The following is a 26,592-nucleotide window of genomic DNA, read 5'->3' as shown; positions in this document are numbered from 1 at the left end:
TTAAAGATTAACTATTTTTTTGCCTGATAATCAAAGACCTGATGAGCATTGCAGTAGGCGACGAAGTTGTCGATGCTCAGCGGCTTGCTGAAGTAGTATCCCTGCATGAAGTTGACGCCGTGTTCTTGCAGGAACTGCATCTGCTCGGCGGTTTCGACGCCTTCGGCCACCGTCAGCATTTTCAGCTTTTTCGCCAGCGAGATCACCGCATCCAGCACCGGCGCGGTGACCGTGTCCTGGCCAATGGTGTTGACGAAGCCACGGTCGATCTTCAGGTAATCCATGGTGAAGCGCTCAAGATAGATCAACGCGCTGTGCCCGGTGCCAAAATCGTCTACCGCGATCTCGATGCCCTGTTTGTGCAGCCAGTCAAACTCCGCCAGCGCGCTCTCTTCTTCCACCATGCCGCGCTCGGTGATTTCAAACACCAGCGTAAAGTAATCACCCGGCAGCTGCGCCAACAGTTCATACACGTCCTGGTGGAAGGACGGTGCGCTAAGGTGGGCGGGGGAGATGTTGAGGCCGACTTTACCTCCCCGTGGCAGCGCTTTGGCAAGCTGCGGCGCATCTTCGGCGATCAGCCTGAACAGCTGGCGGGTAAGCGGCACGATCAGCCCGTTGCTTTCGGCGTAGGGGATAAAGACATCGGGCGGGATGCGGCCCTCGATCGGATGCTGCCAGCGAATCAGCGCTTCCAGCCCGCCGATGCTGTTGCTGTCGGTGTGGAACACCGGCTGGTATTCGATAAAGAACTCGTTGCGCTTGATGCCGCGCAGCAGCGCGCGCTCCGGGCTTTGCCGCAGCAGCAGCATGTAGTAGCAGAGTACGCCGATCATCAATGACAGCACCAGGCTGCCCAACAGCGTCAGGCGAATGTCGTTGGGCGTCAGCTTCTCGTTGTAGAACATGATGGTCAACGGCAGATTGGGCAGCGTCAGGTTATCCGCCTTGCCTTTCGGCAGTTGATCGACCGGCATCAGGTTCGGGCTGAAAGTGGTCAGCGCGCGATTGCCCATCACGATGGCGATGCCCGGCGCCTGTTCGTCGTGCGAGGTGAACAGCAGATAGGGCATCAGATCGATGTCCAGCGTAGCGAGGATGCCGGTGGCCTGCTCGCCGGGATGCCGCAGCCAAACCGCAACCGCAGGCTTATTTGGCACGATCGGCGTGCCCTGCTGCAGCTTGAGATCCAAAGGCAGATCCCAGTCGATGTCCTGATAGAGGTTTTTCATCGGCAGCATCATGTCGCCGGTGGCGGAGGAGCAATAGGCGTAGCCGTCTTTCACCAACAGAAAGGTGCGCACGCCGCTGGTAAAGGCCGCCTGGTAGGTAATGTCCGACTGGCTGGAGAGGCAAGGCTTGTCCAACAGCGGCATCATTTGCTGCATCACGGCCGTCAGATGCGAGATATAACCCAGCGTGAACTTTTGCGTACGCGCTTCGACTTTATGTTGATATTGCGTGCGCTGGTGGTTGATCAAAGAAAGCGTGACCGCGGTGAATAGCGTAAAAAATACCAGAGCGGCGACGCCGCTTTTAGCCAGGCTGCGCTGTCGGTGAGAGACGCTGCGGGCGAAAGCCCTTTTCAAGCCCATAACCGAGTCCTCTGCAACAGGGCGTCAGGGGTGTCGCACAGCCAGTTAATGGATTGTACCAACGGCTTTTTTTTCATTTTTGCCTTTTTATCCCGTACCAACCGGCGGCGCCGTTTAAATACGCGGCGTCGCCGACAGAAATATAATGCGCCTATTCTAAGCGGAAACGTTTTAAATAACGCCGGGGCGCCGTTGCCGTCATCTGACGATAATAGGCGAGTTTTTCCTCGACGGCGCGATTTCCTGCCAACAGTTTATCAAAATAATGGCGTGCGGCGGCGTTAAGCGGGGAGAGGTGACGATAAGCCAGGGACCAAGCGCGAGGGCACCTGTTCAACCGCCAAAAAAAACGCCGCCCGTAGGCGGCGCTTATCGCTCGTTTGGTATTCGGAATCTTCAAGGCGATGCGCCGTCAGCCGCTGGTCAGCACCCGGCGCGCTTCTCGATAACGTTTGTCCCAATAGTTATCGGTCAGCTTGGAAATCATGACACCACTGCTGGTGGAGGCGTGAACGAATTGATCGTTGCCTAAATAGATGCCGACATGGCGCCCGGTAGAGCCGGCGCGGAACAGCACCAAATCGCCGGCGCGCAGCTTGGTGCGCTGGATTTTCTTGCCGAGATCTTCCTGTTCATAGGTAGAGCGCGGTAAATCCATGCCGAACTGTTCGCGGAAGGTACGCTGCACAAACGCCGAGCAATCGATGCCGCGCTTGGTGTCACCGCCTAAGCGGTAGCGAACGCCTTTCCAGTCCGCGTACTGATCCATAATCTTTGACTTGACGTCAACGTTGCGGACCATCGCTTCGAATTCATCCTGAGAGGCTTGCAGTAAAAGACCGTCTTTGTCATTAACTGCACGCATCTCAGTTTGTGCGTTATTCAAGTTCGAAGTGTGAGTCGAGCTGCACGCTGACAGCATAACCGCCGCGGCAATTGCAGGGACTACCCGCAAAAAATATCTCAGAAACGGTTGAGATTTGACCATTGTTGTTGTTTTCCCTTGAAGTCCTTAACGACGAAAGTCGCTACCTGAAAAATGCCAAACGGAACGAGCCTAGTCCGCACCTGTTGCATCGACAACCAGTTACCGTTGAAAACGTGCGAGAACGCACATTTTTATCGGATTCCATACTGATTCGACTTAAACCAGGCACAAACGCATCTGAGATTACCGGAACAAATAGGGGATTGCGAGCCTTTTTCCCGTCTTTTTTATATGAATTTGTGATGTAACATAATGTAAATCTTCATATAAAAAACGCCAATTGTCCGATGTATGAATCTGGCGTGAAATCAGGTTGCAAAAGAGTTAACGGGCGGCGGTGAAATTTTGTGCGCGGCGCGGGGGGAGAGCACGGGAGGCGTGGGCCTCCCGGCATGAGTCATAGACGCAAGTTATGGTTGGCCGGGGCGGTGCTTGCCAGGCAACAGGCGATTCAACCGATCGACAATCCAGTCGCTGCAAGGCGTCATCAGCACCCAGCTGGCGCCTACCAGCACCACGGACAGCGAACCGACGGCGATATCGGTAAACCAGTGGGCGCCAATCATCACGCGTGGCAATGAAAAGACCAGCGTAATCAGCAGGGCGACGGCGAAGGCGCCGCGGCCGAAATAGCGCAGCATAAAGCAGGAAAAAATAATCAGCATCATGCCGTGGTCGCCGGGGAAGCTGTCGCCGGAAGCGTCCTTGGTCGGGATGCCGGTCAGCTCGCTGACGCGATGGATATTGTCGAAGGTCAGGGTAGGGCTCGGATGTTTCACCGGCAGCAGATGGCCAAGCTGATTCAGCACCACGGCGGTCAGCAGCATCACCACGCCGGTGATCACCAGGCGGCGGCGGCCGGCGGCGTCCTGCTTCAGGTAGAAGTACAGATACAGCAGACCCATGGCGAGCAGCGAAATGACATCAAACGCGCGGTTATTGGTGATGGCGACCAGATGCAAAAATGCCGGGTCGGTAGCCAGATGGCGGTTAAAGAAGAAAAAAATCGCCGAATCCAGGGTAAACCAGCCGCCGTGATTGGCCGGCAGGAACCAGGACAGAAACAGCGCAACGCCCAGTAAGTTGAAGAAGAGAATGAAGGGTAAATTGCGGCGTGTCATGACATAACCTGTTGAAAAAATGAAAACGAAACAAAACCCGGCCGCCCTGCGACAACCGGGGGGGCAACGGTACGGGGTTTAACTTAAACGAATCTTAAACAAGGCGGATTGCAGGGCGTTCCAGTCGGTATTTTCGCTGTGGATCAGTTCAATCCGGCTGTCGAGCGGCGCGAGCGGGCGGGTTTCGATGTTGAGATCCTGCCCCTGCCGATTGATCAGCAATGTGCCTTCGGGAATGCGCACCACGCCTTTGGCGCGTTCGACCGGCGCGAGTCGTACCCACTCCATAAAGCCGACGGTGTCGAACTGGGTGTCGGCGTCAAAAATCCAGCCGCAGCTGGTGAAGCCTTGCCCCTCGTTCAGCGCTCGCCGCCAGCGGGCGTGCTCCGGCAATCGCAGCGCCGCCAGCCCCTGCGTTTTCGCCTGACCATGATGATGCTGCGCGTCCGGTAATTCTGCACGATTCGTGCGCGGGAGGGACAACAGCGCGACATCCGCTTGGCCTTGCGTGATGGTGTAGCAGGGCCGCTGCAGCGGATCTTGTGCCCTCCAGGCTTCCAGCGCCTGCCTGTCTTCCGGCTGATAGGTATCGCTTTTGCTGGCCAAAATAACGTCGGCCGCGGCCAGCTGATCGCGGAAGTTTTCGTTGTCGCGGTAACGGGGGTGGCTGAGCTGGCGGGCATCCAGCAGGCACAGCGTGGCCTGCAAATCGATCCAGCCGGCATAGCTCTCCTGGGTCAGCAGCGACAGGATTTGTTTCGGATGCCCGAGCCCGGTCGGCTCGATCAGCAGCCGGTCCGGTTTGGCCTGCTGCAACAGCATATTCAAGCCCACCTGCATCGGCAGGCCGTTAACGCAACACATGCAACCGCCGGGGATCTCTTTGAGCACCGCGCCGCTGTCCGCCAGCAGCGCGCCGTCGATGCCGATCTCGCCGAATTCGTTGACCAGTACCGCCCAGCGTTCCTGGTCGGGCTTATGAGCCAGCAAATGGCGGATGGTGGTGGTTTTACCGCTGCCGAGAAAGCCGGTAATCAAATTGGTTTTGGTCATTAATAATTCCTGGCGTAAAAATTAACTTGCTTAATAAATGAGTTACGCTGCCTTGTCGGTGAAGCGGCCGCAATTTAATTTGTGCTCTATCTCGCAAATTTTGCACGTCACCCTGCGCTTTTCAACCGGCAAAAGCCACCTTTAAAATCAAGAAAATTCTTAGATAAAACCCTGTATTAGATGCGGTTAACTTTTGTTAGTAGCTTGTTTTTACATTGTTAATGACGCGATTAACGATCAAATTGCGTCCCTTTCCTTGCGATTATTCCTAACAAGATCCTCTATGGTTAAATTGGCTTAACTAAAAATGAGGTTGCCATGAATACCTTTCGGTTATTTTTGATCGTAGGAATGTTGTTTTCATGGACGGCAGTGAGTCATGCAGGAGTGGCCGGCGGGGTAATTCGCTTCGTCGGTTCTATCGTTGAAAGTCCTTGCACGGTCAATATTGCAGATTCTAAGGCGAATACGCAATGTTACCGCAACGGCCAGCGTTATCAGGCCCAGCAAGCGTTGTCAGGTTTTGATACTACACGCAAAGAACTTCCGCTAAATCTAGGCACAACCGAAATGAAGTGGGTAGACCAACAGAAGAAGCTCGCTGTTATGACGGTCGTTTATCGTTAAGTCGTTCCGCCATGCCGGCGTAACGTTACGCCGGCATGGTTATTCTCGGCCCTGCAGGCTCCTCACCGCATCACCCACTCCTTCACCGTTTCACGCGCCCCGCGATCGCGCAGGGACAAATAGGCTTGCGTTACCGCTTCGGTAAACGCCGCATGCGCCGCCAGCGTTTCGCCGAACACCGATTTCAGCGCCAGCAGCGCCGTTACGCGTCGCCGATCGTCCGTTGTGGCGGCGATCGTCTGTTGCAACACGTCTGCCAGCGGATCGCGAATGTCGATCGGCTGACCGGCGTCATCGACGCCGCCGACGTAACGCATCCAGCCCGCCACGCCCAGCGCCAGCCCGCTATAGTCACCGCCGTGCCGCAAATGCCAACGCACCGCGTCCAGCAGGCGTTGCGGCAGCTTCTGCGAGCCGTCCATGGCGATCTGCCAGGTGAGGTGTTGCAGCGCCGGATTGTTGAAGCGCGCGATAAGCTGTGCGGCGTAGTCGGCCAGACTGATGCCGGTGACGCTCAGCGTCGGGGCCTGTTCGTCCAGCATCAACCGCAGGGCGGCGCGGCGGTAGTGCTCATCCGCCATGCACTCGTTGATATAGCGGTAGCCGCCCAGGTAACCGAGGTAAGCCAGGAATGAGTGGCTGCCGTTCAGCATGCGCAGCTTCATGTGTTCAAACGGCAGTACATCGCTGACCAGTTGGACGCCGGCCTGCTCCCACGCCGGGCGTCCGGCGATAAAGTTGTCTTCCACCACCCATTGGATGAAGGGCTCGCAGGCGATGGCGCATTCGTCGCGCACGCCGCCCAGCGCGGCGGCGATCTCATCCAGCGTGGCCGGCGTGGCGGCCGGCACGATGCGATCCACCATGGTGCAGGGGAAGGTGGCGGCGGTGGCGATCCAGTCGGCGAGTGCCGGATCCCGCGCCTGCGCCAGATCGAGCACCGCCCGGCGCAGCACGTGGCCGTTCTCCGGAATATTGTCGCAGGAGAGCAGGGAGAAGGCGGGCAGGCCGCGTTCGCGCCGCAGCCGCAGCGCTTCCACCAAAATGCCCGGCACGGTCTGCGGCTGATGCGGCCACGCCAGATCGGCGACGATCCCCGAATGCTGTCGATCCAGCCGCCCGCTGCCGGGCTCGATGCAATAGCCTTTTTCGGTGATGGTCATCGAAACGATCGCCACCTGCGGCTCGGCCAGCTTCTCCAGCACCGCGGCGATGCCTTCCAGCTTGCGATGCAGGCTCTCATGCACCGCACCGACCACGATGGCCTGATGGCCGTCCGCGCCTTTCTCCAGCACGCTGTACAGATGATCCTGTTGCCGCAGCGCCTCAAACAGCGGCACGCCGCCGGAAAGACTGATTTCGCAAATGCCCCAATCGCCGCCTTGGGCGTTCAGCACCCGATCGGTCAGCAGCGCCTGATGCGCGCGGTGGAACGCGCCGAAGCCAAGGTGCACGATGCGGCTGCGCAGGGCCCGGCGGTCATAGTCCGGCTGCCGGACGGCGCTCGGCAGCGGGGTGTTGGCGATCGTTTTCATCTCATCTCCAAAACGGGTAAGACAGCTGGCGGGCCACTTGCGCCAAGTTAGCAGACCAGTTTTTCGCCGCGCAGGCTGGGTGGCACCGGTGATAAAAAACTGCGACCAGTGTAAGGATGTCGGCCAGTTAAAGGAATTGGTCAGTCCAAAATAAGCCAGAATCGTGAAGTGGATCAACCAATGAGGGGTTCGGTTTTGACAGCGCAGGGCGAAAGAGTAAGTTAAAGATAACTGACATCTAAATTAAACTGGTATAACAGCATTGCGGTGCGAGACAGGCATAAGGACAAAACATGGAACAAACATGGCGTTGGTATGGCCCGAACGATCCGGTTTCTTTGGACGATGTGCGTCAGGCCGGGGCGACAGGGGTGGTGACGGCGCTGCATCATATCGCGAACGGTGAAGTCTGGCCGATCGACGAAATCCGCGCGCGGCAGGCGCTGTTGGCGGAAAAGGGGCTGGTGTGGTCGGTGGTGGAGAGCGTGCCAGTACATGAGGAGATCAAAACCCACAGCGGCGACTGGCGGCGGTATATCGCCAATTACCAGCAGTCGCTGCGCAACCTGGCGGCCTGCGGCATCGATACCGTCTGCTACAACTTCATGCCGATCCTCGACTGGACGCGCACCGATCTGGCCTATCCGCTGCCGGACGGTTCCAAAGCGCTGCGTTTCGATCAGATAGCCTTCGCCGCGTTCGAGCTGCATATCCTGCAGCGCGCCGGCGCCGAAGCCGACTATACGCCGCAGGAACGCAGCCAGGCGGCGGCCCGTTTCGCCGCCATGAGCGAGGAAGAAAAAAATCGGCTGACCGGTAACATCATCGCCGGGCTGCCGGGGGCGGAGGAGGGCTACACGCTGGATCAGTTCCGCCGCCGGTTGGCGGAATACGACGGCATCGACAAGGCGCGGCTGCGCGAAAACATGGCGGTCTTTCTGCGTGCCATCGTGCCGGTGGCGGAAGAGGCCGGCATCCGGCTGGCGGTGCACCCCGACGATCCGCCGCGGCCGATCCTCGGCCTGCCGCGCATCGTCTCCACGATTGAAGACATGCAGTGGCTGAAGCAGACCGTCGACAGCATTTATAACGGCTTCACCCTATGCACCGGTTCATACGGCGTGCGCGCCGATAACGATCTGGTGCGGATGATTGAGACCTTCGGCGATCGCATTCACTTTACCCACCTTCGCGCCACCTGCCGCGAGGAGAACCCGAAAAGCTTCCACGAAGGGGCGCACTTGCAGGGCGATGTGGACATGGTGGCGGTGCTCGAAGCGATCCTGACCGAAGAGCTGCGTCGGCAACGGGCAGGCGATCGGCGGCCGATCCCGATGCGCCCCGATCATGGGCATCAGATGCTGGACGACTTGAAAAAGAAAACCAATCCGGGCTATTCGGCCATCGGGCGGTTGAAAGGGCTGGCGGAGCTGCGCGGCGTCGAGCTGGCGCTCAAGCGGCGCTTTTTCCCGGAATTGCCGTAGCGGAAAAGGGAACGGGGCCGAGACTCGGCCCCGCTGGCGTCGACTAGTCGGCGCGGCTCATGTAGCGGCGTTCGGCGATATGAATGCGAATCTTGTCGCCGGCGCTGAGGTATTCCGGCACGTGGATCACCAGGCCGGTCGCCATGGTGGCCGGTTTGTTGCGGGCGCTGGCGGAAGCGCCTTTGATGCCCGGCGCGGTCTCGACGATTTCCATATCCACGGTCTGCGGCAGCTCCAGCGCCAGCACCTGGCCGTCCAGCGTCAGCACCTGCATGCCCGGCAGACCGCCTTCCGGAATGAACAGCAGCTCGTCTTCGATCTGGTCTTTCTTGAAGATGTACGGCGTGTAGTCTTCGTCATCCATGAACACGTATTCTTCACCGTCGATATAGGAGAAGTTCACCTTGCGGCGCGACAGGGAAATGGTGTCCAGGATATCGTCGCCCTTGAAGCGTTCTTCCACTTTCAGGCCGGTGCGCACGTCGGAGAAGCGCATTTTGTACAGGGTGCTGGCGCCGCGGGCGCTCGGGCTCTGCACGTCGATATCTTTTACCAGCAGCAATTTGCCGTTGTAGCTGATCGCCATGCCGCGCTTAATTTCGTTAGCTCTTGCCATTTCAATTCATCCGCAATGAAGAGTATTAGAGAAGTTGCGACAAGGTACTCGCGCCGCTGATTTCAGGCAATAGCCCGGCGTAAAAACAGTGCGGGAAAGGGAGAGCAGATGCTCTCCCTTCGGGGATTAGTGGAAGACCGGCAGCAGACCGAACAGCGACAGAATATGCGCGGCGGCGTTGATCAAGCCGAACAGGATGACGAACAGGATCACGCCGTTGCCGCCCGGTGCGCGGTATCCCGCCTGCGGATAGCGGCGGCGGCTGGCGCGCGCCATCAGCGCCGGCACGATCACTGCCCAAATGGTGGCCGCCAGCCCGGCGAAGCCGATGGCGTACAGGAAACCGTTCGGGAACAGCAGCGCGGCCAGGGTCGGCGGCACAAAGGTCACCAGCGCGGTCTTGCTGCGTCCGACGGCGTCGTCCTTGAACTTGCAGAAGTCCGCCAGGTAATCGAACAGGCCCAGCGACACGCCGAGGAACGAGCTGGCCAGCGCCATATAGGAGAAGGCGTTCAGCAGTTGGCTGACGGTCTGGCTGCTGGAGACGTTGCCCATTTGCTTGAGCAGGCTGCCGATATTGCCGCCCTCGGCGATCACCTGCTTGAAGGCGTCGCGTGCGATATTGCCCTGAATCACATACTGCCACAGGATGTAGATCGCCAGCGCCAGCAGGGTGCCGTACACCAGGCTGCGCACCACGGAGCCGCTGTCCTTGTGGTAGTACTTCACCAGCCCGGGAATGTTGCCGTGGTAACCGAACGAGGTCAGCAGGTAAGGCAGCGCCGCCAGGGCGTAAGGCAGATAGCTGGCCTGATCATCGCCGGTGTTGAACAGCACCGCAGGCTGCACGTGGGTGAACATGTCGCCCACCGACATCACGAAGGTGATCACCATACCGCCGATCAGAATGGTGCTCAGGCGATCGACCGCGCGGGTGGAGAGCCAGACGATAAACGCCACGACCAGCGCGAACACCAGGCCGGCGGTGGTCTGGCCGACGCCGACGATGCCCTCCAGCGTATGCGCGATAATCGAGCCGCCGGCGGAGATATAGGCGTAGGTCAGGATGTACAGCACGAACGCTACCGACAGGCCGTTCACGGCGTTCCAGCCTTTACCCAGCAGATCCTTGACCATGGTGTTGAAGCTGGCGCCGCTCGGATAGTGCAGCGTGGCTTCGAGGATCATCAGGCCGGAAAGCAACATGCAGGCCCAGGTATACACCAGCAGCGCGACGGAGCCGCTGAACCAGACACCGGAAGTGACGATCGGAATGGAAAACATGCCGGCGCCAACGGCGGTTCCGGCAATGATCATCGCGCCGCCGAGGACGGAAGGGCGGGCCAGCTTCTGGATGGTGTCCGTAGACATGCGTGCTCCTGATGGAAGAGGTTCTTTTGTACTAGCTCAATGGTACATGGGTGTATGGCGCATGTAAAGCGGGGTAATTGCACGTTTCACGCGTTTTTATCTGTAAATCAAGGTGTGTTGGGCGTTTATTCGCCATACGATGACGCCGGCCGGCGCAGGGCGATGAGTGTAAAGATCGCCGGGGCGCAGGGATTCTGCTGGCGGCCGCCGCGCACGGCTGCTATTGTCGCGCTTCTTTTCCCCAGCCCACCAGGAGTAGCGCTGATGGACTGTCGCAGCGACTGCGGCGCCTGCTGTATCGCGCCGTCAATATCCAGCCCGATCCCCGGCATGCCGAACGGCAAGCCCGCCAATACCCGCTGCATTCACCTGGATGAGCAGCTGCGCTGCGGCCTGTTTCATTCGCCGCTGCGGCCGAAAGTGTGCGGCAACCTGCAGCCGAGCCGCGACATGTGCCACGATCACCGCGATCAGGCGCTGATTTATCTCGCCAGGCTGGAAGCGGACACCGCGCCCTAAGCGTCTTTCAACCGCCACAGGCACAGCGTGGCCCCCACCGTCATCGCCAGCGCGGCGTAAAACACCGCATGGTAGTTCCAGATTTCCGCCACCGCGCCGGCGATCGAGCCGGCGATGATCCAGCCCACCCGGGTGGTGTTGGTGAACAGCGTGGTGGCCGCGCCGGCCTGGCCGGGCATCAAATCCTGAAAATAGAGCATGCCGATCCCCGCCAGCACGCCGATAAACGCCGCATTCAGCAGCTGCAGAGCGATGAGCTGCCAGCTGCCGGTGATAAACAGCAGGCCGCAGTAGAACAGCACGCCGGCGACCACCGCCCCGCGCATCAGGCGGCGTTTGCCGCAGCGCTTCGCCGCCAGGCCGGCGAGCAGCATGACCGGGATCTCCAGCCCGGCGGCGGCGCCCATCAATATCCCGGCCAGCCGCTCCGGCAGCCGCAGCTCGTGCACCACGTACAGCGGCATGTTGATCAGGTACATGCTGTTGGCGGTCCACATCAGGGTGCAGGCAACGAACAGCAGCAGCGAATCGCGGCGGTGCTGCTGCGGTGCGGCCAGGGGCGCGTTCGTCGCCGCGGTTTTCGGCATCGAGGGCAGCCGTTTCCACACCAGCAGGCCGCACAGCACAAAGGCCGCCGCGCCCGCCAGATACATGGCCTTAAAGCCGAAGCCCAGCGCCAGCGCGAAGGCGATCGGCGGGCCAATGACCCAGGCCAGGGAGACCTGGGCGCGCATGATGGAGGTGAACATCACCGCCTCGCGGCCGGTACGGTCGGCATGCTCACGCGCCAGCGCAAACATCTGCGGGTTGGCGGTGGAGCCGAAGCTGGTAAGCACCACGCCGACGATCAGCAGCAGAGAGTAGTTGCGGCTCCAGGCGAACAGCGTGAACCCCAGCGCACCCAGCATGCAGCAGAGGAAGATCAGCGATTTGCGGTCGCCTTGTTTATCCGAACGGCCGGCGAGAAACTGGCTGACCAGAATGCCGATCACCGCGCTGCCGGTAAAGAACAGCCCGACCAGCGCCGGGCGTACCTTGACCTCGGTTTCCAGAAACAGGCTCAGCGTCGGGGTTTGCAACGCACCGGCGATGCCGGTAAGAAACGCCACCGCCAAAAAGGCCAGCGAAGTGAGATCGGGCGCGCGTCGCGTTATTGCGGATGAAGTCGGCATGGTGGTTGATAATTCGTCGAAAAAGGAAGGTCGCGCGCATCATACGCCCGTTGAAATGAAACGCAAACCGCTCCCTTGCGGCGAAGGGTAAACGGATATGTCGTGCGGCGACGAGAAAAAAGGGGCGCGTTGCGCCCCCCAGACCGTTGACAAAGGAGGAAAAAACGTGGTTTTTCCTCCTTTGTGGTCATCAGCCGAAAATCAATTCATTGATTTTCCCTGTTTGTTATCCGCTGCTTTCTGCAAACCGGGCAATGACATGAGGTTTGTCATCAACCTCAGGGGCGCGTCGCGCCCCTTTGCTTGCCGGTAAATCAGGCGCCTTGTGGCACCGCGTGCGCGGTATTTTTCAATACCGGCCCCCGATATTTCTCGATCTGCAGCTGCGCCATCTGCCCGCAGTTGCCCTGCGCCAGGCTGGAAGAGCCGATGTCGAAGGTCAGGCAGTTGACGTTGCCGTTCTTGCACAGCGAGCCCGGCTGCGCCGGATCGGCCGGATCGAACCAGGCGCCTTCGCTGATGCGCACCACGCCCGGTCGCACGTCTTCGCTGACCACCGCGCCCACCAGGATCTGGCCGCGATCGTTGAACGCCCGCACCAGATCGCCGCCGCTGATGCCGCGCGGCTGCGCGTCCTGCGGATGGATCAGGATAGCTTCACGATCCGCTACCGCGTATTTCTCGCGCAGCGGCGTGTTGTCGAGCTGAGAGTGCAGCCGGTTGGTCGGGTGCGCGGTATTGAGCGACAGCGGATATTTGGCCGCTTCCGGCCCGCGATACCACTCGTGCGGCGGCATCCAGGTCGGGATGCCGGGGCAATCCTCGTAATGCATTTTGGCGATGGCGTCGGAGTAGATCTCGATCTTGCCCGACGGCGTGCCCAGCGGGTTCAACAGCGGGTTGTCGCGATAGTCGGCGAAGCGCACCCACTGCGTGTTGGCCTCCGGCACCGGGAAGCGCACGTAGTTGTTGGATTGCCAGAACATGTCGAACGGCGGCAGCGCCACCCGGGCCGCGCGCGCCTGGTTCTTCATGTCGTCGTACATGCCTTTCAGCCACTGGGTTTCGTCTTTGCCCTCGGTAAAGGCCTCCTGCACGCCCAGCCTGGCCGCCATCGCCGAGAAGATGTCGAAGTCGCTGCGCGACTCGTGCTGCGGCGGCACGCATTGATGCATCGGGAACACATAGAGCTGCGAATAGTCGCCGCCCATTTCCAGATCGTTGCGCTCGTAGCTGGTGGTGGCCGGTAGCACGATGTCGGCATGCTTGGCGGTAGCGGTCCAGTAAGGCTCGTTGACCACGATGGTGTCCGGCCGCTGCCAGGCTTTGACCAGGTTATTGGTGTCCTGATGCTGGTGGAAGGTGTTGCCGCCCGCCACATACACCATTTTCACCTCAGGGTAAGTGACCTTGGCACCGTTGAAGTCGATGGTTTTGCCCGGATTGCTCAGGCATTCGGCGATGCGCGCCACCGGGATCGGCGCCGGGGAGTTCTTCGGCGCGTTGCCGGCGGAGATGCCGGCGATGATGCCGCCCTTGGCGGTCGGGCTGCCGCCGGAGGAATAGTGGTAGCTGAAGCCGAAGCCGCCGCCCGGCAGGCCGATCTGGCCGAGCATCGCCGCCACCGTCACCAGCAGCCAGTGCTGCTGTTCGCCGTGGTGCTGGCGCTGAATGCCCCAGCCGCCCATGATCATGGTGCGATGCTTCGCCATCTCGCGCGCCAGACCGCGCAGCGTGTCGGCATCGACGCCGCTGATGTCGGCCGCCCATTCGGCGGTTTTCGCCACGCCGTCGCTCTCGCCCAGCAGGTAGGCCTGGAACTTGTCGAAGCCGACGGTGTAGGTTTTCAGGAAGTCCGGGTTATGCAGCTTCTCGGTCAGCAGCGTGTGGGCGATGCCGATCAGCATGGCGCCGTCGGTATAAGGACGCGGGGCGATCCACTGCGCATTGACGAATTTGGCGCTGTCGCTGTGCACCGGATCGATGCTGATCACCCGGGTGCCTTTCTTCTTCAGCGCCTCGAAGCCGGTCTGGCCGACGTGATCCGGCACGTTCCAGCTGTTTTTCAGCGTGACCATCGGGTTGCAGCCCCACAGGATCACCAGCTCGCTGTTCTCGATCACGTTCGGCCAGGCGGTCTGCTGTTCGTAGACCTCCATCGAACCGACCACGTGCGACATGATCACCTGCGCCGCGCCGGTGGAGTAGTCGCCGGCGTAGCCGAGGAAACCGCCGGTCAGGTTCATCAGGCGCTGCAGCAGCGTGCGGCTGTTGTGCAGCATGCCGACGCTTTTCCAGCCGTAGGAACCGGCGTAAATCGACTGCGGCCCGTGATCTTTTTGCAGGCGAACGATCTCATTGCACACCAGCTCGGTCGCTTTGTCCCAGCTGACGCGCACCCACTCGTCGCGGCCGCGCAGCTCGGTATGGCTGCCGGGGCCGCCCTCCAGCCAGCTTTTACGCACCATCGGGTATTTGATGCGGTTCTCGGCGTGCACCTGATAAGGCGCCATGGTGATCAGCTCATTCGGATACGGATCGTCCTGCACCGGCTGCACGCCGACCATCTTGCCGTCCTGCACGATGGCCTCGAACGCGCCCCAGTGGGCGCCGGTCAGAATGCCTTTTTGCGCCTGACGCAAGACGATGAACTGCGGCAGCGCTTCGCTGATGGCCTGCGCCAGCGCCGCTTTGGGCCATAAGCCAGCCAGCAGCGGGGCGGCGGCCAGCGCGGCGGCCCCGGTCAGGAAGCGGCGGCGGCTCATTGTTAACGGTTGTTGTTTGCTCATTACGCTTCTCCCTTAAAGCTTGGCCGGTGCGGCAGGTGGCATGTCGCTGGCGTGTTTTTGTACGTATTGCGTCAGCACGCGCAGCTGTTCCTGCGTCAGCGAGGTGCGCGGCGCCATGCCTTTGATGACGCCGATCCATTGGTTGGCGTTGAAGCGATCGAGCGCGGTCAGCCCGTGGCAACCGGTGCAGTTGGCCGACATCATGTCCGCGGCGTAGCGCCAGATTTTTTGCTGATCGTCGATCAACTGTTTACGCGGCAGCCACACCTGCAGAGAAACCTGATGCCAGACCAGGCCGGTTTCCGCATCGGTCTGGGTGGAGGCGGTCTTCAGCTGTTGGCGCGCGTCTTCACCCAGCAGCACGCTGAGGATGCGTTTGCCCTGCGCGGCGTAGAACACTTCGCTGACGCCGTCCTGCTGCCAGCCGCTGACGGTGGCCAGCACCTTGTCGCCCTGCTGCTTAACCACCTGCACTTCGGTGGACGGCATCAGGTTGCCGGCGTTATGGCTGTCGTTGGCGCCGAGGAAGAACGGCTCGGTGGCGATGGTGTAGAGGGTGGTGGCGTCCGGTGCGGTCAGCGCCGCGGCCTTAGCCAGCTCGGCGGCGCCGGCCTGGGTTTCGCCGCTCATGTCCGGCAGGATGTGGGCCACGCCCTTATGGCAGTCGATGCAGGTCTCGCCCTGTTTGATCGCCACCGGGTGCTGCAGGCGCGCCTCAGGGCGCTGGGCGGTGATGTCCATGGCGTCGTAGCTGTGGCAGGAGCGGCAGGTGGCCGAGTCGTTCTCTTTCAGCGTTTTCCAGACCGACTGCGCCATCGCCAGCTTGTGCGCTTCGTATTTTTCCGGCGTATCGATGGTGCCGACCATCTCGCCATAAATGTCTTTCACCGCGCGGATTTTGGTCCACAGGTAATCGATCGGCTGGTGCGGCACGTGGCAGTCGGCGCACTCGGCGCGGATGCCCTTGGTGTTTTGGAAGTGGACGCTGCCCTGATATTCGGCCAGCGGTTGTTGCATGGTGTGGCAGGAAACGCAGAAGGCGGTATCGCTGGTTTTATGGAAGACGGTGGCGGTCCCGGCCAACAGCGCCGCGCCGAGGATAATCCCCAGCAGCAAAAGCCATAGCCACCCCCACCGGCGCTTTTTTTCAAAGCCAGTCAGTTTTTTGCTCATGGTAAACCCGCTTATAATTATGAATTTAAAATAAAATCTTGCCAAAAGGCCGCCGACCGGAGGTCAGAATGCCACGTCGATTGCAGGGGTAATAATAGAAGAGGGTTAACCCCATAGGGTTATCCGTAGTCAAAAAAAGGGCATATATCGCAAAAAATAGCGTTATATTCTAATTTATATAGCGGTGGGGCAGTGCGGCAGGGGAGGCGAGCGCAACACGCGCTCGCGATGGGTCAGGCCGTGGGCACATAGGCCTGGCCGCTCAGCCACAGGCGGATGGCGGTGCGGCTGGCTTCGAAATGCGGTTCCGGCAGGGCGTCCGGCGCGCACCAGCGCCACTCGGCGCACTTTTCGGGTTCTTTCAACTCGGCGCTGCCGCCGGGATGTTCCACTTGCAGGCAGATGGACACCGTGTGTTTGCCTTCGGCGCGCCAGGTTTGCAGATTGTTGCTGACGCCAACGAAGCGCGGCGGAGCGATGAGCAACCCGGTCTCTTCGGCGATTTCGCGCTGGGCGCACTGCTCGAAGGTTTCGCCGGTATCCAGATGCCCGCCGGGGATCGACCAAAAGGGCGCGTGCGGGCCGCAGCGTTTGCCCAACAAAATCTCGCCCTGCGGGTTGACGATGATCACCCCGACGCCCGTCACTACGTTCATGCTTTTCTCCGTCAGCAAAGTTTCAGCACAGTATGTCATTTTGCCCCGGCGCTGACCAATGCGCCGGCGAAAGTGTGCGTAAGCTCAAAAATCTGCAATGGCAAAAGGGAGAAAGCTTGCTTTCGCCTTGCGCTGCTTACACACTCCTTGAAACGTTTCAGCGTTATCCGGCCGCTTGTGGCGAGCGGGTAACGCTCCTTTTTCTCAATGAAGCTGAAACGATTCAATTCAGCAGGAGAGGAGAATCATGTTCCAGTTGTCACCGCAAGACATTCATCTGGGCGCCGCTGCCGACGGTAAGCAGGAGGCCATCCGCCAGGTGGCCGCCGCCCTGACCGAAGCGGGCTGCGTCAGCGCCGGTTACGTGGACGGCATGCTGCAGCGCGAACTGCAGACGTCCACCTATCTGGGCAACGGCATCGCCATTCCGCACGGCACCACCGATACCCGCGATCTGGTGCTGAAAACCGGTGTGCAGGTATTCCAGTTCCCGCAGGGCATCGCCTGGGGCGAAGGCCAGACCGCCTATGTGGCGATCGGCATCGCCGCCCGCTCCGACGAGCATTTGGCGCTGCTGCGCCAGCTCACGCACGTGCTGAGCGATGACAGCGTGGCGGAGCGGCTGGCGAAAACCACCTCCGCGGAAGAGCTGCGCAGCCTGCTGATGGGCGAACAGCAGAGCGCCGAATTCCAGTTTGACGTTTCGCTGATTGCGCTCGACGTCGCGGCCGACAGCCTGATGACGCTGCAGGCGCTGAATGCCGGCCGGCTGCAAAAGGCCGGCGCGGTCAACGCGCAGTTCGTCAGCGATGCCATCACCCGCAAGCCGCTGAACCTGGGGCAGGGCATCTGGCTGAGCGACAGCGTCGAAGGCAACCTGGCCAGCGCGGCCACCGTCAGCCGTCCGGCGCAGGCTTTCGTGGAAGACGGCGAGCCGGTGGCGCTGCTGCTGACGGTGTCGGTTGCCGATGCGCAGCCGCTGGCGGTGCTCAACTACCTCAGCGACCTGCTGCTGGCCAACAAAGCTGAACGCCTGCTGAAGGCGGATGCCGCCGGGGTGCTGGCGCTGCTGACCAGCGAAGTGGCCGAGGAAAGCAGCGTGCTGAGCGCCGAGTTTGTGATCCGCAACGAGCACGGCCTGCACGCACGGCCGGGCACGGCGCTGGTCAACGTGATCAAAAGTTTCAACAGTGACATCACCGTCACCAACCTGGACGGCAGCGGTAAGCCGGCCAACGGGCGCAGCCTGATGAAGGTGGTGGCGCTGGGCGTGAAGAAAGGGCATCACCTGCGCTTTACCGCCAATGGAGAAGATGCTGAAGCCGCGCTGAAGGCGATTGGCGAAGCGATTAATGAAGGACTGGGCGAGGGCGCAGCATGAGCAGAAGAGTAGCAACGATCACCTTGAACCCGGCGTACGATCTGGTGGGTTTCTGCCCGCAGATCGAGCGCGGGGAAGTCAACCGGGTAAAAACCGCCGGCCTGCACGCCGCCGGTAAGGGTATCAACGTCGCCAAAGTGTTGAAGGATTTGGGCATCGACGTCACCGTCGGCGGTTTCCTGGGCAAAGACAATCAGGACGGTTTCCAGCTGCTGTTCAGCGATCTGGGGATCGCCAACCGCTTCCAGGTGGTGCCGGGCCGCACCCGCATCAACGTCAAGCTGACGGAAAAAGACGGTGAAGTGACCGACTTCAACTTCTCCGGTTTTGAAGTCACACCGCAGGATTGGGATCGCTTCGTCAGCGACTCGCTGAGCTGGCTGGGCCAGTTCGACATGGTGGCGGTGAGCGGCAGCCTGCCGGCCGGCGTCGATCCCGATGCCTTTACCGACTGGATGACCCAGCTGCGCGCCAAGTGCCCGTGCATCATTTTCGACAGCAGCCGCGAAGCGCTGGTCGCCGGGCTGAAGGCCTCGCCGTGGCTGGTGAAGCCGAACCGCCGCGAGCTGGAAATCTGGGCCGGCCGCCCGCTGCCGACGCTGGCGGACGTGGTCGAGGCCGCGCATGCGCTGCGCGAACAGGGCATCGCCCACGTGGTGATCTCCCTCGGCGCGGAAGGTGCGCTGTGGGTTAACGCGTCCGGCGCCTGGATCGCCAAACCGCCGTCCTGTGAGGTGGTCAGCACCGTGGGCGCCGGCGATTCGATGGTCGGGGGCCTGATTTACGGCCTGCTGATGCGCGAATCCAGTGAACATACCCTGCGTCTGGCCACGGCGGTAGCGGCGCTGGCGGTCAGCCAGAGCAACGTCGGCGTGACCGATCGTCCCCAGTTGGCCGCGATGATGGCGCGCGTCGATCTGAAACCTTTCAATCAATAGCAGGAGGCAGAATGAAAACGCTGCTGATGGTAGACAGTTCGCTGGGGCAGGCCCGAGGCCACCTGGCGAAACGCATGCTGGAGGCTGCCGCGGCCAAAACCGGCCTGACGCTGGTCGAGTCGCTGCAGGACGCCGAACTGGTGGCGGTGGCGGGGCAGTCTGCCCCTGCTGACGCCGGGCTGAACGGCAAATTGGTGTATGTGGGCGACGTAGAGCAGGCGGTGCGTGAACCGGACGCTTTTCTGGCGCGCGCCAAGGCCGAAGCTGAAACCTATCAGGCACCGCAGGCAGCGGCGCCGGTGAAAGCCGATGGGCAAAAACGCATCGTGGCGATCACCGCTTGCCCAACCGGCGTGGCGCACACCTTTATGGCGGCCGAAGCCATTGAAAGCGAAGCGAAGAAACGCGGCTGGTGGGTGAAGGTGGAAACGCGCGGCTCCGTCGGCGCCGGCAACGCCATCACCCCGGAAGAAGTGGCGGCGGCGGATCTGGTAATCGTCGCGGCGGATATCGAGGTGGATCTGGATAAGTTTGCCGGTAAGCCGATGTACCGCACTTCCACCGGCCTGGCGCTGAAGAAAACCGCCCAGGAACTGGACAAGGCGCTGGCCGAGGCCGAGGTGTTCCAGCCGCAGCAGCGCGGTAGCGCGGCGCCGGCGGGTAAAAAGAAAGAGGGCAACGGCCCGTATCGCCACCTGCTGACCGGCGTGTCCTACATGCTGCCGATGGTGGTGGCCGGCGGTCTGTGTATCGCGCTGTCGTTCGTGTTCGGCATCAAGGCGTTTGAAGTCAAAGGCACGTTGGCGGCGGCGCTGATGCAGATCGGCGGCGGCTCCGCCTTTGCGCTGATGGTGCCGGTATTGGCCGGTTTCATCGCCTTCTCCATCGCGGATCGCCCGGGCCTGACGCCGGGCCTGATCGGCGGCATGCTGGCCGTGAGCACCGGCGCCGGGTTCCTCGGCGGCATCATCGCCGGTTTCCTGGCGGGTTACGTCGCCAAGGCGATCAGCAGCAAGCTGCGTCTGCCGCAGAGCATGGAAGCGCTAAAGCCAATCTTGATCATTCCGCTGGTGGCCAGCCTGATCACCGGTCTTATCATGATTTACGTGGTCGGCACGCCGGTGGCGAAAATCATGGAAGGTCTGACCCATTGGCTGCAGTCGCTGGGCACCGCCAACGCGGTGCTGCTGGGGGCGATTCTCGGCGCGATGATGTGTACCGACATGGGCGGCCCGGTGAACAAAGCGGCCTACGCCTTTGGCGTGGCGCTGCTCAGCTCCTCGGTGTATGCGCCAATGGCGGCGATCATGGCCGCCGGCATGGTGCCTCCGCTGGCGATGGGGCTGGCGACGCTGCTGGCGCGCCACAAGTTCGAGAAATCCGAACGGGAAGGCGGCAAAGCGGCGCTGGTGCTGGGCCTGTGCTTTATCTCTGAAGGGGCGATCCCGTTCGCCGCCCGCGATCCGATGCGCGTGCTGCCTTGCTGCATCGCCGGCGGGGCGCTGACCGGCGCGCTGTCGATGGCGTTCGGTGCCAAACTGATGGCGCCGCACGGCGGGCTGTTCGTGCTGCTGATCCCGGGTGCAATCACGCCGGTGCTGCTGTATCTGGTGGCGATCGCCGCCGGTACCCTGCTGGCGGGCGTGGCTTATGCCCTGCTGAAGCGTGCTGAAACGTCGGTCGCCGCCGCGGCGTAACTGACGTCGGTATCGCCAAAACGCGCAGCCCTGGGCTGCGCGTTTTTGTTTGTGGTTTAGGCCGTTAGCACGATTTACCCCTGGCCAAAAGCCACACCGCTTTCTAAGCTGACAGCGCGACTTTGTTCATGCGAACAAGGAATGACTCAAGGAGATTCATCCGTGGCTAAAAAAGTGGCGATCGTACTGGCATCCGGTTTCGCCGATTGGGAATACGCGCTGATTGCCGGCGTTGGCGGCCCGTTTTATGGGCTGGAGGTGGCGTTTTTTGCGCCGCAGCCCGGAAAGTTTCGCTCGCAGGGCGGGCTGACGGTAGAGGTTGAAAAAAGCGTGGCCGAATTGGCGGATTGGCGCCCCGAGGTGCTGGTGGTGGTCGGCGGTACCCTGTGGGAAACCGAACGGGCGCCGGACATCAGCGCGTTGCTCAACGAGCAGTTTCAACGCGGCGCAACCTTGACGGGCATTTGCGGTGGAACGTTGGCGCTGGCGCGGGCCGGCCTGTTGAACGGCAGGGCGCATACCTCCAACGATGCTGGGTTTTTGACGCGCCATGCTGAGGGCTACACCGGGCAGCGCCATTTCGTTGCGAGCGCCGCCGCCGTCGTGGATGACCGTGTCATTACGGCACCGGGATCGGCGCCGGTCAGCTTTACCACCGCCGTGTTCAGGGCTGCGGGCCTGGATGAAGAGACGCTGCGCCAGCTCAGCGCCATGCTGGCGGCGGAGCACGCGGTGGGGGAAACCGCTCGCGCCTAGGCGAGCGGCCAGAGGTGGGTTACTGCTGTGCCTTCAGCCAGGCGATCTCTTCCGCCCAGATATCCGGATTTACCGTTTCCAGAATCAGCGGGATATTGTCGAAACGCGGATCGCGCATGATGTAGCTGAACACCGTTTTGCCGATGTTGCCCTCTCCCAGGCTGTGGTGGCGGTCGACGCGGCTGTTGAACTCGCTCTTGGCGTCGTTCAGGTGCATGCCGCGCAGGTAGTTGAAACCGACGATGTCGCCAAGCTGCTTAAAAGTGCGCTCGCACTCTTCTTCGGTACGCAGATCGTATCCGGCGGCGAAGGCGTGGCAGGTGTCGATGCAAACGCCGACGCGGCTCTTGTCTTCCACGCCGTCGATGATCGCCGCCAGATGTTCGAATTTGAAGCCCAGGTTACTGCCCTGGCCGGCGGTGTTTTCGATCACCGCCGTCACGCCGGCGGTTTTGTCCAGCGCGATGTTGATCGATTCGGCGATGCGCGCCAGGCACTTGTCTTCATCGATTTGCAGCAGGTGGCTGCCCGGGTGGAAGTTCAGCAGCGTTAGCCCCAGCTGTTCGCAGCGCTGCAACTCGTCGATAAACGCCTCGCGCGATTTTTCCAACGCCTCGGCCACCGGGTGGCCCAGGTTGATCAGGTAGCTGTCGTGCGGCAGGATTTGCCCCGGCCCGAAGCCGTACTGCGCGCAGGCGCTCTTGAACTTATCGATCACGTCGGCGGCCAGCGGCGCGGCCTTCCATTGACGCTGATTTTTGGTGAACAGGGCGAACGCGGTCGCCTCCAATTCGTGCGCGCGGATAACCGCCTGATCCACGCCGCCTGACGCGCTGACATGTGCACCGACAAACTTCATCTTCATTCTCCTGTGTTATCGGTGACATTATGGCATTGATGGCGGGCGGATTGAATGATGAAAAGCGGCGGCCCGCCGAAGCGGGCCGCTGAAGGGGATGATTAGAGCCAGTGTTGCACCAGCTGGTTTATCGCGCCGCCGCCGACCAGCAGCCAGACGAACAGCAGCGTGGCCAACAGAATCGGTTTCATCCCGGCCTGGCGCACGGCGCTGATGTGGGTGGTCAGCCCCAACGCCGCCATCGCCATCGCCAGCATCCAGGTGTCGGCGGTGATCAGATGGTGCACCAGCGTGGCCGGCAGCAGGTTGAAGGAGTTCAGCCCGGCGACGGCGATAAACAGCACGGCAAACCACGGAATGGTGATGGCGGATTTTTCCGCCTTGCCTGCGCTGCCGCGGCTGATGTAGCCCGACAGCAGCAGCAGGAACGGCGCCAGCATCATCACGCGGATCATCTTGGCGATCACCGCCGCATTTTCGGCGTCCGGCCCAATGGCGTGCCCGGCCGCAACCACCTGAGCCACTTCGTGGATGGTGGAGCCGGCGTAGATGCCGAAGGTTTCCTGGCTGAACGGCAGCCACTGGAAGTGTTCATTCAGCTGATACAGCCATGGGTAGGCGAAGATCGCCAGGGTGCCGAACACCACCACGGTCGAGACCGCCACCGCCACTTTGCTGGAGTCGGCCTTCAGCACCGGCTCGGTGGCCATCACCGCCGCCGCGCCGCAAATGCTGCTGCCGGCGCCGATCAGCATCGCGGTCTGGCTGTCGATGCCAAACACTTTCTTGCCGAGCCAGCAGGCCAGCAGGAAGGTGGTGGTCAGGGTCAGCGCATCGATGATGATGCCGCTGGCGCCCACGTCGGCGATTTGCTGAAAGGTCAGGCGGAAGCCGTAAAGGATAATGCCCAGACGCAGCAGGCGTTGTTTGGCCAGCTGTACGCCGCCGTGACAAACGGTTTGCCAGCGGGGATACAGCGTGTTGCCCACCAGAATGCCGAACAGGATCGCCAGCGTCAGCGCCCCCAGGCCCAGCTCCGCCACCCAGGGAATGTCGCCGGCCCAGACGGCCAGCGCGGTGAGCGCGCCGGTGAGCGCCAGCCCCGGCACCAGGCGCGGCAGGCCGAACAGCGGAAAGCGTCGCTCGGGATAAGTGTGAGTGGTATCAGTCGCCATAAAAGTCAGTCCTTCAGTCTGTTTCTTGCTGCTAAGAGTACGTTTGGGCTGAATAAAAGAGAAATTGATTATATATTTATAACCTATCTGAATAAGTGGTATGGCGTCAGGCATTGGCATAAAGCCGCATTGCGGCTAGGGTGAGGAGGAGCGGCGAGCCGCCGTCAACTTTCCAACTGAACAGGAGCAGGCGATGGATACCGACGATCAACGCAGAGAGCAGATAGACCAGGAAGTGGGGCGCGCGGTGCGGCGGTTGATTGAAGAAAACAAGGTGGTCGATCGCGATCGCCTGGTGGCGATGCTGCAATTAATACAGCGGGACGAAGCCGGCACGCCGCGCGAGGCGGTGCTGGCCGCGGCGGCGCAGCTGGTCGCCTTGGGCAAGTAACGGGCCGAATTGGCCGTAAACCGGGTAGCCTCGCCGGGCTACCCACATCATGTTGACATCATTTTGTGGTTCTCTGGCAGAACCCTTTTTCACTACCGGGACGGCTATGCATATCACGTTGCGTCAACTGGAAGTCTTCACCGAAGTGCTGAAAAGCGGTTCGACCACTCAGGCCTCGGTGGTGCTGGCGCTGTCGCAGTCGGCGGTCAGCGCGGCGCTGGCGGATCTGGAGGGGCAACTGGGCGTGCAGCTGTTCGATCGCGTCGGCAAACGGCTGGTGATCAACGAGCACGGCCGGTTGTTGTATCCCAAGGCGCTGGCGCTGCTGGAGCAGGCGGGGGAGATCGAGCAGCTGTTTCGCCATGACGGCGGGGCGCTGCGCATCGCCGCCAGCAGTACCATCGGCAACTACATGCTGCCGGAGATGATCGCCCGTTACCGCCGGGACTTTCCGGCCACGCCGCTGGAGCTGAACGTCGGCAACAGCCAGGACGTGATCGTAGCGGTGGCGGATTTCCGCGTCGATCTGGGGCTGATCGAAGGGCCTTGCCATATGCCGGAGCTGGTGACGCAGCCGTGGCTGGAGGACGAGCTGGTGGTGTTCGCCGCGCCGGACAACCCGCTGACCCGTCAACCGCCGACGCTCGAGGCGTTGGCCAATGCGCCGTGGATCTTGCGCGAGCGCGGTTCGGGCACCCGCGAGGTGCTGGATCATCTGCTGTTGGCGCACCTGCCGCACTTCCAGCTGGTGATGGAGCTCGGCAACTCGGAGGCTATCAAGCACGCGGTGCGGCACGGCATCGGCATCAGCTGCCTGTCGCGGCGGGTGGTGGCGGAACAGCTGGCCAGCGGCGCGCTGGTAGAACTGCCGGTACCGCTGCCGCCGCTGCGGCGCACCCTGTACCTGATCCGCCATCGGCAAAAGCACATTTCCAACGCATTACAGCGTTTTCTCAGCTATTGCGCGCTGTAATCGGCAGCGCGTCACGCCCTCTGCTGCCGCGCAGGCCGGAAAAAGCATAAAAACCTGCGCGCGCTCACATTAATGAGAGTAAGTAAGGCCATAAGGGCCGCGGCTAATAATTGCCTCTGAATTATGAAGCTATCTTATATCAGTGCAATGTTGCTAGTTCACCGGCGGGTATTTGTTACAATCCGCCCTCATTTTTCAAAGAGCAGATAGGGTACGAATGGCTCAGCAGGATATAAAAACATCGGGGCAGCAAGCACCCGGATTGCGCCGCGAGCTGAAAGCCCGGCATTTGACCATGATCGCCATCGGCGGCTCCATCGGCACCGGCCTGTTCGTCGCCTCGGGGGCCACGGTTTCTCAGGCAGGCCCCGGCGGGGCGCTGTTGTCTTACGCGCTGATCGGTTTGATGGTGTACTTCCTGATGACCAGCCTGGGCGAACTGGCGGCCTTTATGCCGGTCTCCGGTTCATTCTCCACTTACGGCGCCAAATACGTGGAAGAAGGCTTCGGCTTCGCGCTGGGCTGGAACTACTGGTACAACTGGGCGGTGACCATCGCCGTTGATCTGGTGGCCTCGCAGTTGGTGATGAGCTACTGGTTCCCGGACACCCCCGGCTGGATCTGGAGCGCGCTGTTCCTCGGCCTGATGTTCCTGCTGAACTACATTTCGGTGAAAGGGTTCGGCGAGGCGGAATACTGGTTCGCGCTGATCAAGGTCAGCACCGTGATTATCTTCATCGCCGTCGGCGTGCTGATGATCGTCGGCATTCTGAAGGGTGGCGAGCACGCCGGCTGGCAGAACTGGACGATAGGGGACGCGCCGTTCGCCGGTGGCTTCTCGGCGATGATCGGCGTGGCCATGATCGTCGGCTTCTCGTTCCAGGGCACCGAACTCATCGGCATCGCGGCCGGCGAATCGGAAAACCCGGGTAAAAACATCCCGCGCGCGGTGCGTCAGGTGTTCTGGCGTATCCTGCTGTTCTATATCTTCGCCATTCTGATCATCAGCCTGATCATTCCGTATACCGATCCGAGCCTGCTGCGCAACGACGTGAAGGACATCAGCGTCAGCCCGTTCACCCTGGTGTTCCAGCATGCCGGCCTGCTGTCGGCGGCGGCGGTGATGAACGCGGTGATCCTGACGGCGGTGCTGTCGGCCGGTAACTCGGGCATGTACGCCTCTACCCGCATGCTGTTCACCCTGGCGTCGGAAGGCAAGGCGCCGCGCATCTTCGCCAAGCTGTCGAAAGGCGGCGTGCCGCGCAACGCGCTGTACGCGACCTGCGTGGTGGCCGGGCTGTGCTTCCTGACGTCGATGTTCGGCAACCAGTCGGTTTACCTGTGGCTGCTGAATACCTCGGGCATGACCGGTTTCATCGCCTGGTTGGGCATCGCCATCAGCCACTATCGCTTCCGTCGCGGTTACATGCTGCAGGGGCGCGATCTGAACGACTTGCCGTACCGTTCCGGGTTCTTCCCGCTGGGGCCGATCTTCGCCTTCGTGCTGTGCCTGATCATTACCCTGGGCCAGAACTACCAGGCCTTCCTGCAAGACAAGATCGACTGGTACGGCGTGACCGCGACCTACATCGGCATTCCGCTGTTCCTGCTGATCTGGTTTGGTTACAAGCTGTCGCGCGGCACCCGCGTCGTGAAGTACAGCGAAATGGAATTCCCGAAGATGGACGTGAAGTAATTTTCGGAGAGTGAGACGCGGCGGGGG

At 61.2% G+C, this 26,592-nt stretch carries 23 protein-coding genes; 10 read left to right on the top strand and 13 right to left on the bottom strand.

Going from position 1 to position 26,592, the window contains the following annotated elements:
• Positions 1 to 11 precede the first annotated feature (11 nt).
• The 4 genes from ACJ8QI_RS12980 to ACJ8QI_RS12965 form a co-directional block, all read right to left on the bottom strand.
• Positions 12 to 1,595, bottom strand: coding sequence for a cyclic di-GMP phosphodiesterase (locus ACJ8QI_RS12980; protein WP_060420184.1), 1,584 nt, complete (start codon positions 1,593 to 1,595; stop codon positions 12 to 14).
• A 412-nt stretch (positions 1,596 to 2,007) separates the two neighbouring features.
• Positions 2,008 to 2,583 carry a bifunctional murein DD-endopeptidase/murein LD-carboxypeptidase gene (gene mepS / locus ACJ8QI_RS12975; RefSeq protein WP_038876300.1) on the bottom strand — a complete coding sequence of 192 codons (576 nt, stop codon included), beginning with the start codon at positions 2,581 to 2,583 and terminating at the stop codon, positions 2,008 to 2,010.
• A 410-nt stretch (positions 2,584 to 2,993) separates the two neighbouring features.
• On the bottom strand, positions 2,994 to 3,704 hold the full coding sequence (locus tag ACJ8QI_RS12970; RefSeq protein ID WP_038876299.1) for a phosphatase PAP2 family protein: 711 nt from the start codon (positions 3,702 to 3,704) through the stop codon (positions 2,994 to 2,996).
• A gap of 78 nt (positions 3,705 to 3,782) precedes the next feature.
• A complete protein-coding gene (locus ACJ8QI_RS12965; RefSeq protein ID WP_442532615.1) occupies positions 3,783 to 4,757 on the bottom strand; it encodes a CobW family GTP-binding protein in 975 nt (324 codons plus the stop codon).
• 318 nt (positions 4,758 to 5,075) lie between these two features.
• Between ACJ8QI_RS12965 and ACJ8QI_RS12960 the strand changes: the two genes are divergently transcribed.
• A complete protein-coding gene (locus tag ACJ8QI_RS12960; protein ID WP_033635274.1) occupies positions 5,076 to 5,384 on the top strand; it encodes a type 1 fimbrial protein in 309 nt (102 codons plus the stop codon).
• A gap of 62 nt (positions 5,385 to 5,446) precedes the next feature.
• Here ACJ8QI_RS12960 and ACJ8QI_RS12955 read toward each other — a convergent pair whose 3' ends face one another.
• Positions 5,447 to 6,919: a mannitol dehydrogenase family protein gene (locus ACJ8QI_RS12955; protein ID WP_084827380.1), complete on the bottom strand. Its 1,473-nt coding sequence runs from the start codon at positions 6,917 to 6,919 to the stop codon at positions 5,447 to 5,449.
• Between the two features lie 293 nt (positions 6,920 to 7,212).
• Here ACJ8QI_RS12955 and uxuA point away from each other — a divergent pair, with 293 nt between their 5' ends.
• On the top strand, positions 7,213 to 8,403 hold the full coding sequence (gene uxuA, locus ACJ8QI_RS12950) for a mannonate dehydratase (protein ID WP_442532614.1): 1,191 nt from the start codon (positions 7,213 to 7,215) through the stop codon (positions 8,401 to 8,403).
• A 43-nt stretch (positions 8,404 to 8,446) separates the two neighbouring features.
• On the opposite strand, the gene yeiP is transcribed toward uxuA, so the two are convergent.
• Both yeiP and mtr read right to left on the bottom strand, forming a co-directional pair.
• Complete coding sequence (gene yeiP / locus ACJ8QI_RS12945) at positions 8,447 to 9,019, bottom strand: elongation factor P-like protein YeiP (RefSeq protein ID WP_004935725.1); 573 nt, start codon at positions 9,017 to 9,019, stop codon at positions 8,447 to 8,449.
• Between the two features lie 126 nt (positions 9,020 to 9,145).
• On the bottom strand, positions 9,146 to 10,390 hold the full coding sequence (mtr, locus tag ACJ8QI_RS12940) for a tryptophan permease (protein WP_060439415.1): 1,245 nt from the start codon (positions 10,388 to 10,390) through the stop codon (positions 9,146 to 9,148).
• Between the two features lie 264 nt (positions 10,391 to 10,654).
• Here mtr and ACJ8QI_RS12935 point away from each other — a divergent pair, with 264 nt between their 5' ends.
• On the top strand, positions 10,655 to 10,909 hold the full coding sequence (locus tag ACJ8QI_RS12935; RefSeq protein ID WP_060420200.1) for a YkgJ family cysteine cluster protein: 255 nt from the start codon (positions 10,655 to 10,657) through the stop codon (positions 10,907 to 10,909).
• Here ACJ8QI_RS12935 and ACJ8QI_RS12930 read toward each other — a convergent pair.
• The 4 genes from ACJ8QI_RS12930 to ACJ8QI_RS12915 form a co-directional block, all read right to left on the bottom strand.
• The gene (locus ACJ8QI_RS12930; RefSeq protein WP_442532613.1) at positions 10,906 to 12,081 is read right to left on the bottom strand and encodes a sugar efflux transporter; all 1,176 of its coding nucleotides are present in this window, start codon (positions 12,079 to 12,081) and stop codon (positions 10,906 to 10,908) included. The two genes, ACJ8QI_RS12935 and ACJ8QI_RS12930, sit on opposite strands and share 4 nt — an antisense overlap.
• Positions 12,082 to 12,395: 314 nt before the next feature.
• Positions 12,396 to 14,870 carry a trimethylamine-N-oxide reductase TorA gene (torA, locus tag ACJ8QI_RS12925; RefSeq protein WP_060439419.1) on the bottom strand — a complete coding sequence of 825 codons (2,475 nt, stop codon included), beginning with the start codon at positions 14,868 to 14,870 and terminating at the stop codon, positions 12,396 to 12,398.
• A gap of 12 nt (positions 14,871 to 14,882) precedes the next feature.
• Entirely contained in the window at positions 14,883 to 16,043 is a 1,161-nt protein-coding gene (locus ACJ8QI_RS12920; protein ID WP_187322611.1) for a NapC/NirT family cytochrome c, read from the bottom strand.
• 233 nt (positions 16,044 to 16,276) lie between these two features.
• A complete protein-coding gene (locus ACJ8QI_RS12915) occupies positions 16,277 to 16,699 on the bottom strand; it encodes a nucleotide triphosphate diphosphatase NUDT15 (RefSeq protein ID WP_060439421.1) in 423 nt (140 codons plus the stop codon).
• A gap of 247 nt (positions 16,700 to 16,946) precedes the next feature.
• On the opposite strand from ACJ8QI_RS12915, the gene fruB reads away from it, so the two are divergent.
• The 4 genes from fruB to ACJ8QI_RS12895 all read left to right on the top strand — a co-directional run bounded on the left by fruB (position 16,947) and on the right by ACJ8QI_RS12895 (position 21,471).
• A complete protein-coding gene (gene fruB / locus ACJ8QI_RS12910) occupies positions 16,947 to 18,080 on the top strand; it encodes a fused PTS fructose transporter subunit IIA/HPr protein (protein ID WP_060439423.1) in 1,134 nt (377 codons plus the stop codon).
• Positions 18,077 to 19,018, top strand: coding sequence for a 1-phosphofructokinase (fruK, locus tag ACJ8QI_RS12905; RefSeq protein WP_015378523.1), 942 nt, complete (start codon positions 18,077 to 18,079; stop codon positions 19,016 to 19,018). The genes fruB and fruK overlap by 4 nt, the downstream gene beginning before the upstream one ends.
• An 11-nt stretch (positions 19,019 to 19,029) precedes the next feature.
• A complete protein-coding gene (gene fruA / locus ACJ8QI_RS12900; RefSeq protein ID WP_087763354.1) occupies positions 19,030 to 20,715 on the top strand; it encodes a PTS fructose transporter subunit IIBC in 1,686 nt (561 codons plus the stop codon).
• 162 nt (positions 20,716 to 20,877) lie between these two features.
• Complete coding sequence (locus ACJ8QI_RS12895; protein ID WP_080440205.1) at positions 20,878 to 21,471, top strand: DJ-1/PfpI family protein; 594 nt, start codon at positions 20,878 to 20,880, stop codon at positions 21,469 to 21,471.
• A 19-nt stretch (positions 21,472 to 21,490) separates the two neighbouring features.
• Here ACJ8QI_RS12895 and nfo read toward each other — a convergent pair whose 3' ends face one another.
• Both nfo and ACJ8QI_RS12885 read right to left on the bottom strand, forming a co-directional pair.
• Positions 21,491 to 22,330, bottom strand: a complete 840-nt coding sequence (gene nfo, locus ACJ8QI_RS12890; protein ID WP_016926988.1) for a deoxyribonuclease IV — start codon at positions 22,328 to 22,330, stop codon at positions 21,491 to 21,493.
• 101 nt (positions 22,331 to 22,431) lie between these two features.
• Positions 22,432 to 23,505, bottom strand: coding sequence for a YeiH family protein (locus ACJ8QI_RS12885; protein ID WP_060420222.1), 1,074 nt, complete (start codon positions 23,503 to 23,505; stop codon positions 22,432 to 22,434).
• 193 nt (positions 23,506 to 23,698) lie between these two features.
• Between ACJ8QI_RS12885 and ACJ8QI_RS12880 the strand changes: the two genes are divergently transcribed.
• From ACJ8QI_RS12880 to ACJ8QI_RS12870, 3 genes are all read left to right on the top strand, one after another.
• Complete coding sequence (locus ACJ8QI_RS12880; RefSeq protein ID WP_038877849.1) at positions 23,699 to 23,896, top strand: hypothetical protein; 198 nt, start codon at positions 23,699 to 23,701, stop codon at positions 23,894 to 23,896.
• Positions 23,897 to 24,002: 106 nt separating this feature from the next.
• Positions 24,003 to 24,869: a DNA-binding transcriptional regulator YeiE gene (gene yieE, locus ACJ8QI_RS12875; RefSeq protein WP_016926991.1), complete on the top strand. Its 867-nt coding sequence runs from the start codon at positions 24,003 to 24,005 to the stop codon at positions 24,867 to 24,869.
• A 217-nt stretch (positions 24,870 to 25,086) separates the two neighbouring features.
• Positions 25,087 to 26,565, top strand: a complete 1,479-nt coding sequence (locus ACJ8QI_RS12870) for an amino acid permease (RefSeq protein ID WP_025160186.1) — start codon at positions 25,087 to 25,089, stop codon at positions 26,563 to 26,565.
• Positions 26,566 to 26,592: the final 27 nt, after the last annotated feature.

The sequence above is a fragment of the Serratia sp. CY84636 genome (assembly GCF_052166245.1).
Lineage (GTDB): Bacteria > Pseudomonadota > Gammaproteobacteria > Enterobacterales > Enterobacteriaceae > Serratia > Serratia nevei.
Note: the sequence above shows the minus strand (reverse complement) of the source record. Positions and strands in the feature narration are given on the sequence as shown.

Bases quoted from the DNA above. Each gene is read 5' to 3' on its own strand.
- ACJ8QI_RS12980 (WP_060420184.1), bottom strand. From the start codon at position 1,595: ATGGGCTTGAAAAGGGCTTTCGCCCGCAGCGTCTCTCACCGACAGCGC.
- mepS (WP_038876300.1), bottom strand. From the start codon at position 2,583: ATGGTCAAATCTCAACCGTTTCTGAGATATTTTTTGCGGGTAGTCCCT.
- ACJ8QI_RS12970 (WP_038876299.1), bottom strand. From the start codon at position 3,704: ATGACACGCCGCAATTTACCCTTCATTCTCTTCTTCAACTTACTGGGC.
- ACJ8QI_RS12965 (WP_442532615.1), bottom strand. From the start codon at position 4,757: ATGACCAAAACCAATTTGATTACCGGCTTTCTCGGCAGCGGTAAAACC.
- ACJ8QI_RS12960 (WP_033635274.1), top strand. From the start codon at position 5,076: ATGAATACCTTTCGGTTATTTTTGATCGTAGGAATGTTGTTTTCATGG.
- ACJ8QI_RS12955 (WP_084827380.1), bottom strand. From the start codon at position 6,919: ATGAAAACGATCGCCAACACCCCGCTGCCGAGCGCCGTCCGGCAGCCG.
- uxuA (WP_442532614.1), top strand. From the start codon at position 7,213: ATGGAACAAACATGGCGTTGGTATGGCCCGAACGATCCGGTTTCTTTG.
- yeiP (WP_004935725.1), bottom strand. From the start codon at position 9,019: ATGGCAAGAGCTAACGAAATTAAGCGCGGCATGGCGATCAGCTACAAC.
- mtr (WP_060439415.1), bottom strand. From the start codon at position 10,390: ATGTCTACGGACACCATCCAGAAGCTGGCCCGCCCTTCCGTCCTCGGC.
- ACJ8QI_RS12935 (WP_060420200.1), top strand. From the start codon at position 10,655: ATGGACTGTCGCAGCGACTGCGGCGCCTGCTGTATCGCGCCGTCAATA.
- ACJ8QI_RS12930 (WP_442532613.1), bottom strand. From the start codon at position 12,081: ATGCCGACTTCATCCGCAATAACGCGACGCGCGCCCGATCTCACTTCG.
- torA (WP_060439419.1), bottom strand. From the start codon at position 14,870: ATGAGCAAACAACAACCGTTAACAATGAGCCGCCGCCGCTTCCTGACC.
- ACJ8QI_RS12920 (WP_187322611.1), bottom strand. From the start codon at position 16,043: ATGAGCAAAAAACTGACTGGCTTTGAAAAAAAGCGCCGGTGGGGGTGG.
- ACJ8QI_RS12915 (WP_060439421.1), bottom strand. From the start codon at position 16,699: ATGAACGTAGTGACGGGCGTCGGGGTGATCATCGTCAACCCGCAGGGC.
- fruB (WP_060439423.1), top strand. From the start codon at position 16,947: ATGTTCCAGTTGTCACCGCAAGACATTCATCTGGGCGCCGCTGCCGAC.
- fruK (WP_015378523.1), top strand. From the start codon at position 18,077: ATGAGCAGAAGAGTAGCAACGATCACCTTGAACCCGGCGTACGATCTG.
- fruA (WP_087763354.1), top strand. From the start codon at position 19,030: ATGAAAACGCTGCTGATGGTAGACAGTTCGCTGGGGCAGGCCCGAGGC.
- nfo (WP_016926988.1), bottom strand. From the start codon at position 22,330: ATGAAGTTTGTCGGTGCACATGTCAGCGCGTCAGGCGGCGTGGATCAG.
- ACJ8QI_RS12885 (WP_060420222.1), bottom strand. From the start codon at position 23,505: ATGGCGACTGATACCACTCACACTTATCCCGAGCGACGCTTTCCGCTG.
- ACJ8QI_RS12880 (WP_038877849.1), top strand. From the start codon at position 23,699: ATGGATACCGACGATCAACGCAGAGAGCAGATAGACCAGGAAGTGGGG.
- yieE (WP_016926991.1), top strand. From the start codon at position 24,003: ATGCATATCACGTTGCGTCAACTGGAAGTCTTCACCGAAGTGCTGAAA.
- ACJ8QI_RS12870 (WP_025160186.1), top strand. From the start codon at position 25,087: ATGGCTCAGCAGGATATAAAAACATCGGGGCAGCAAGCACCCGGATTG.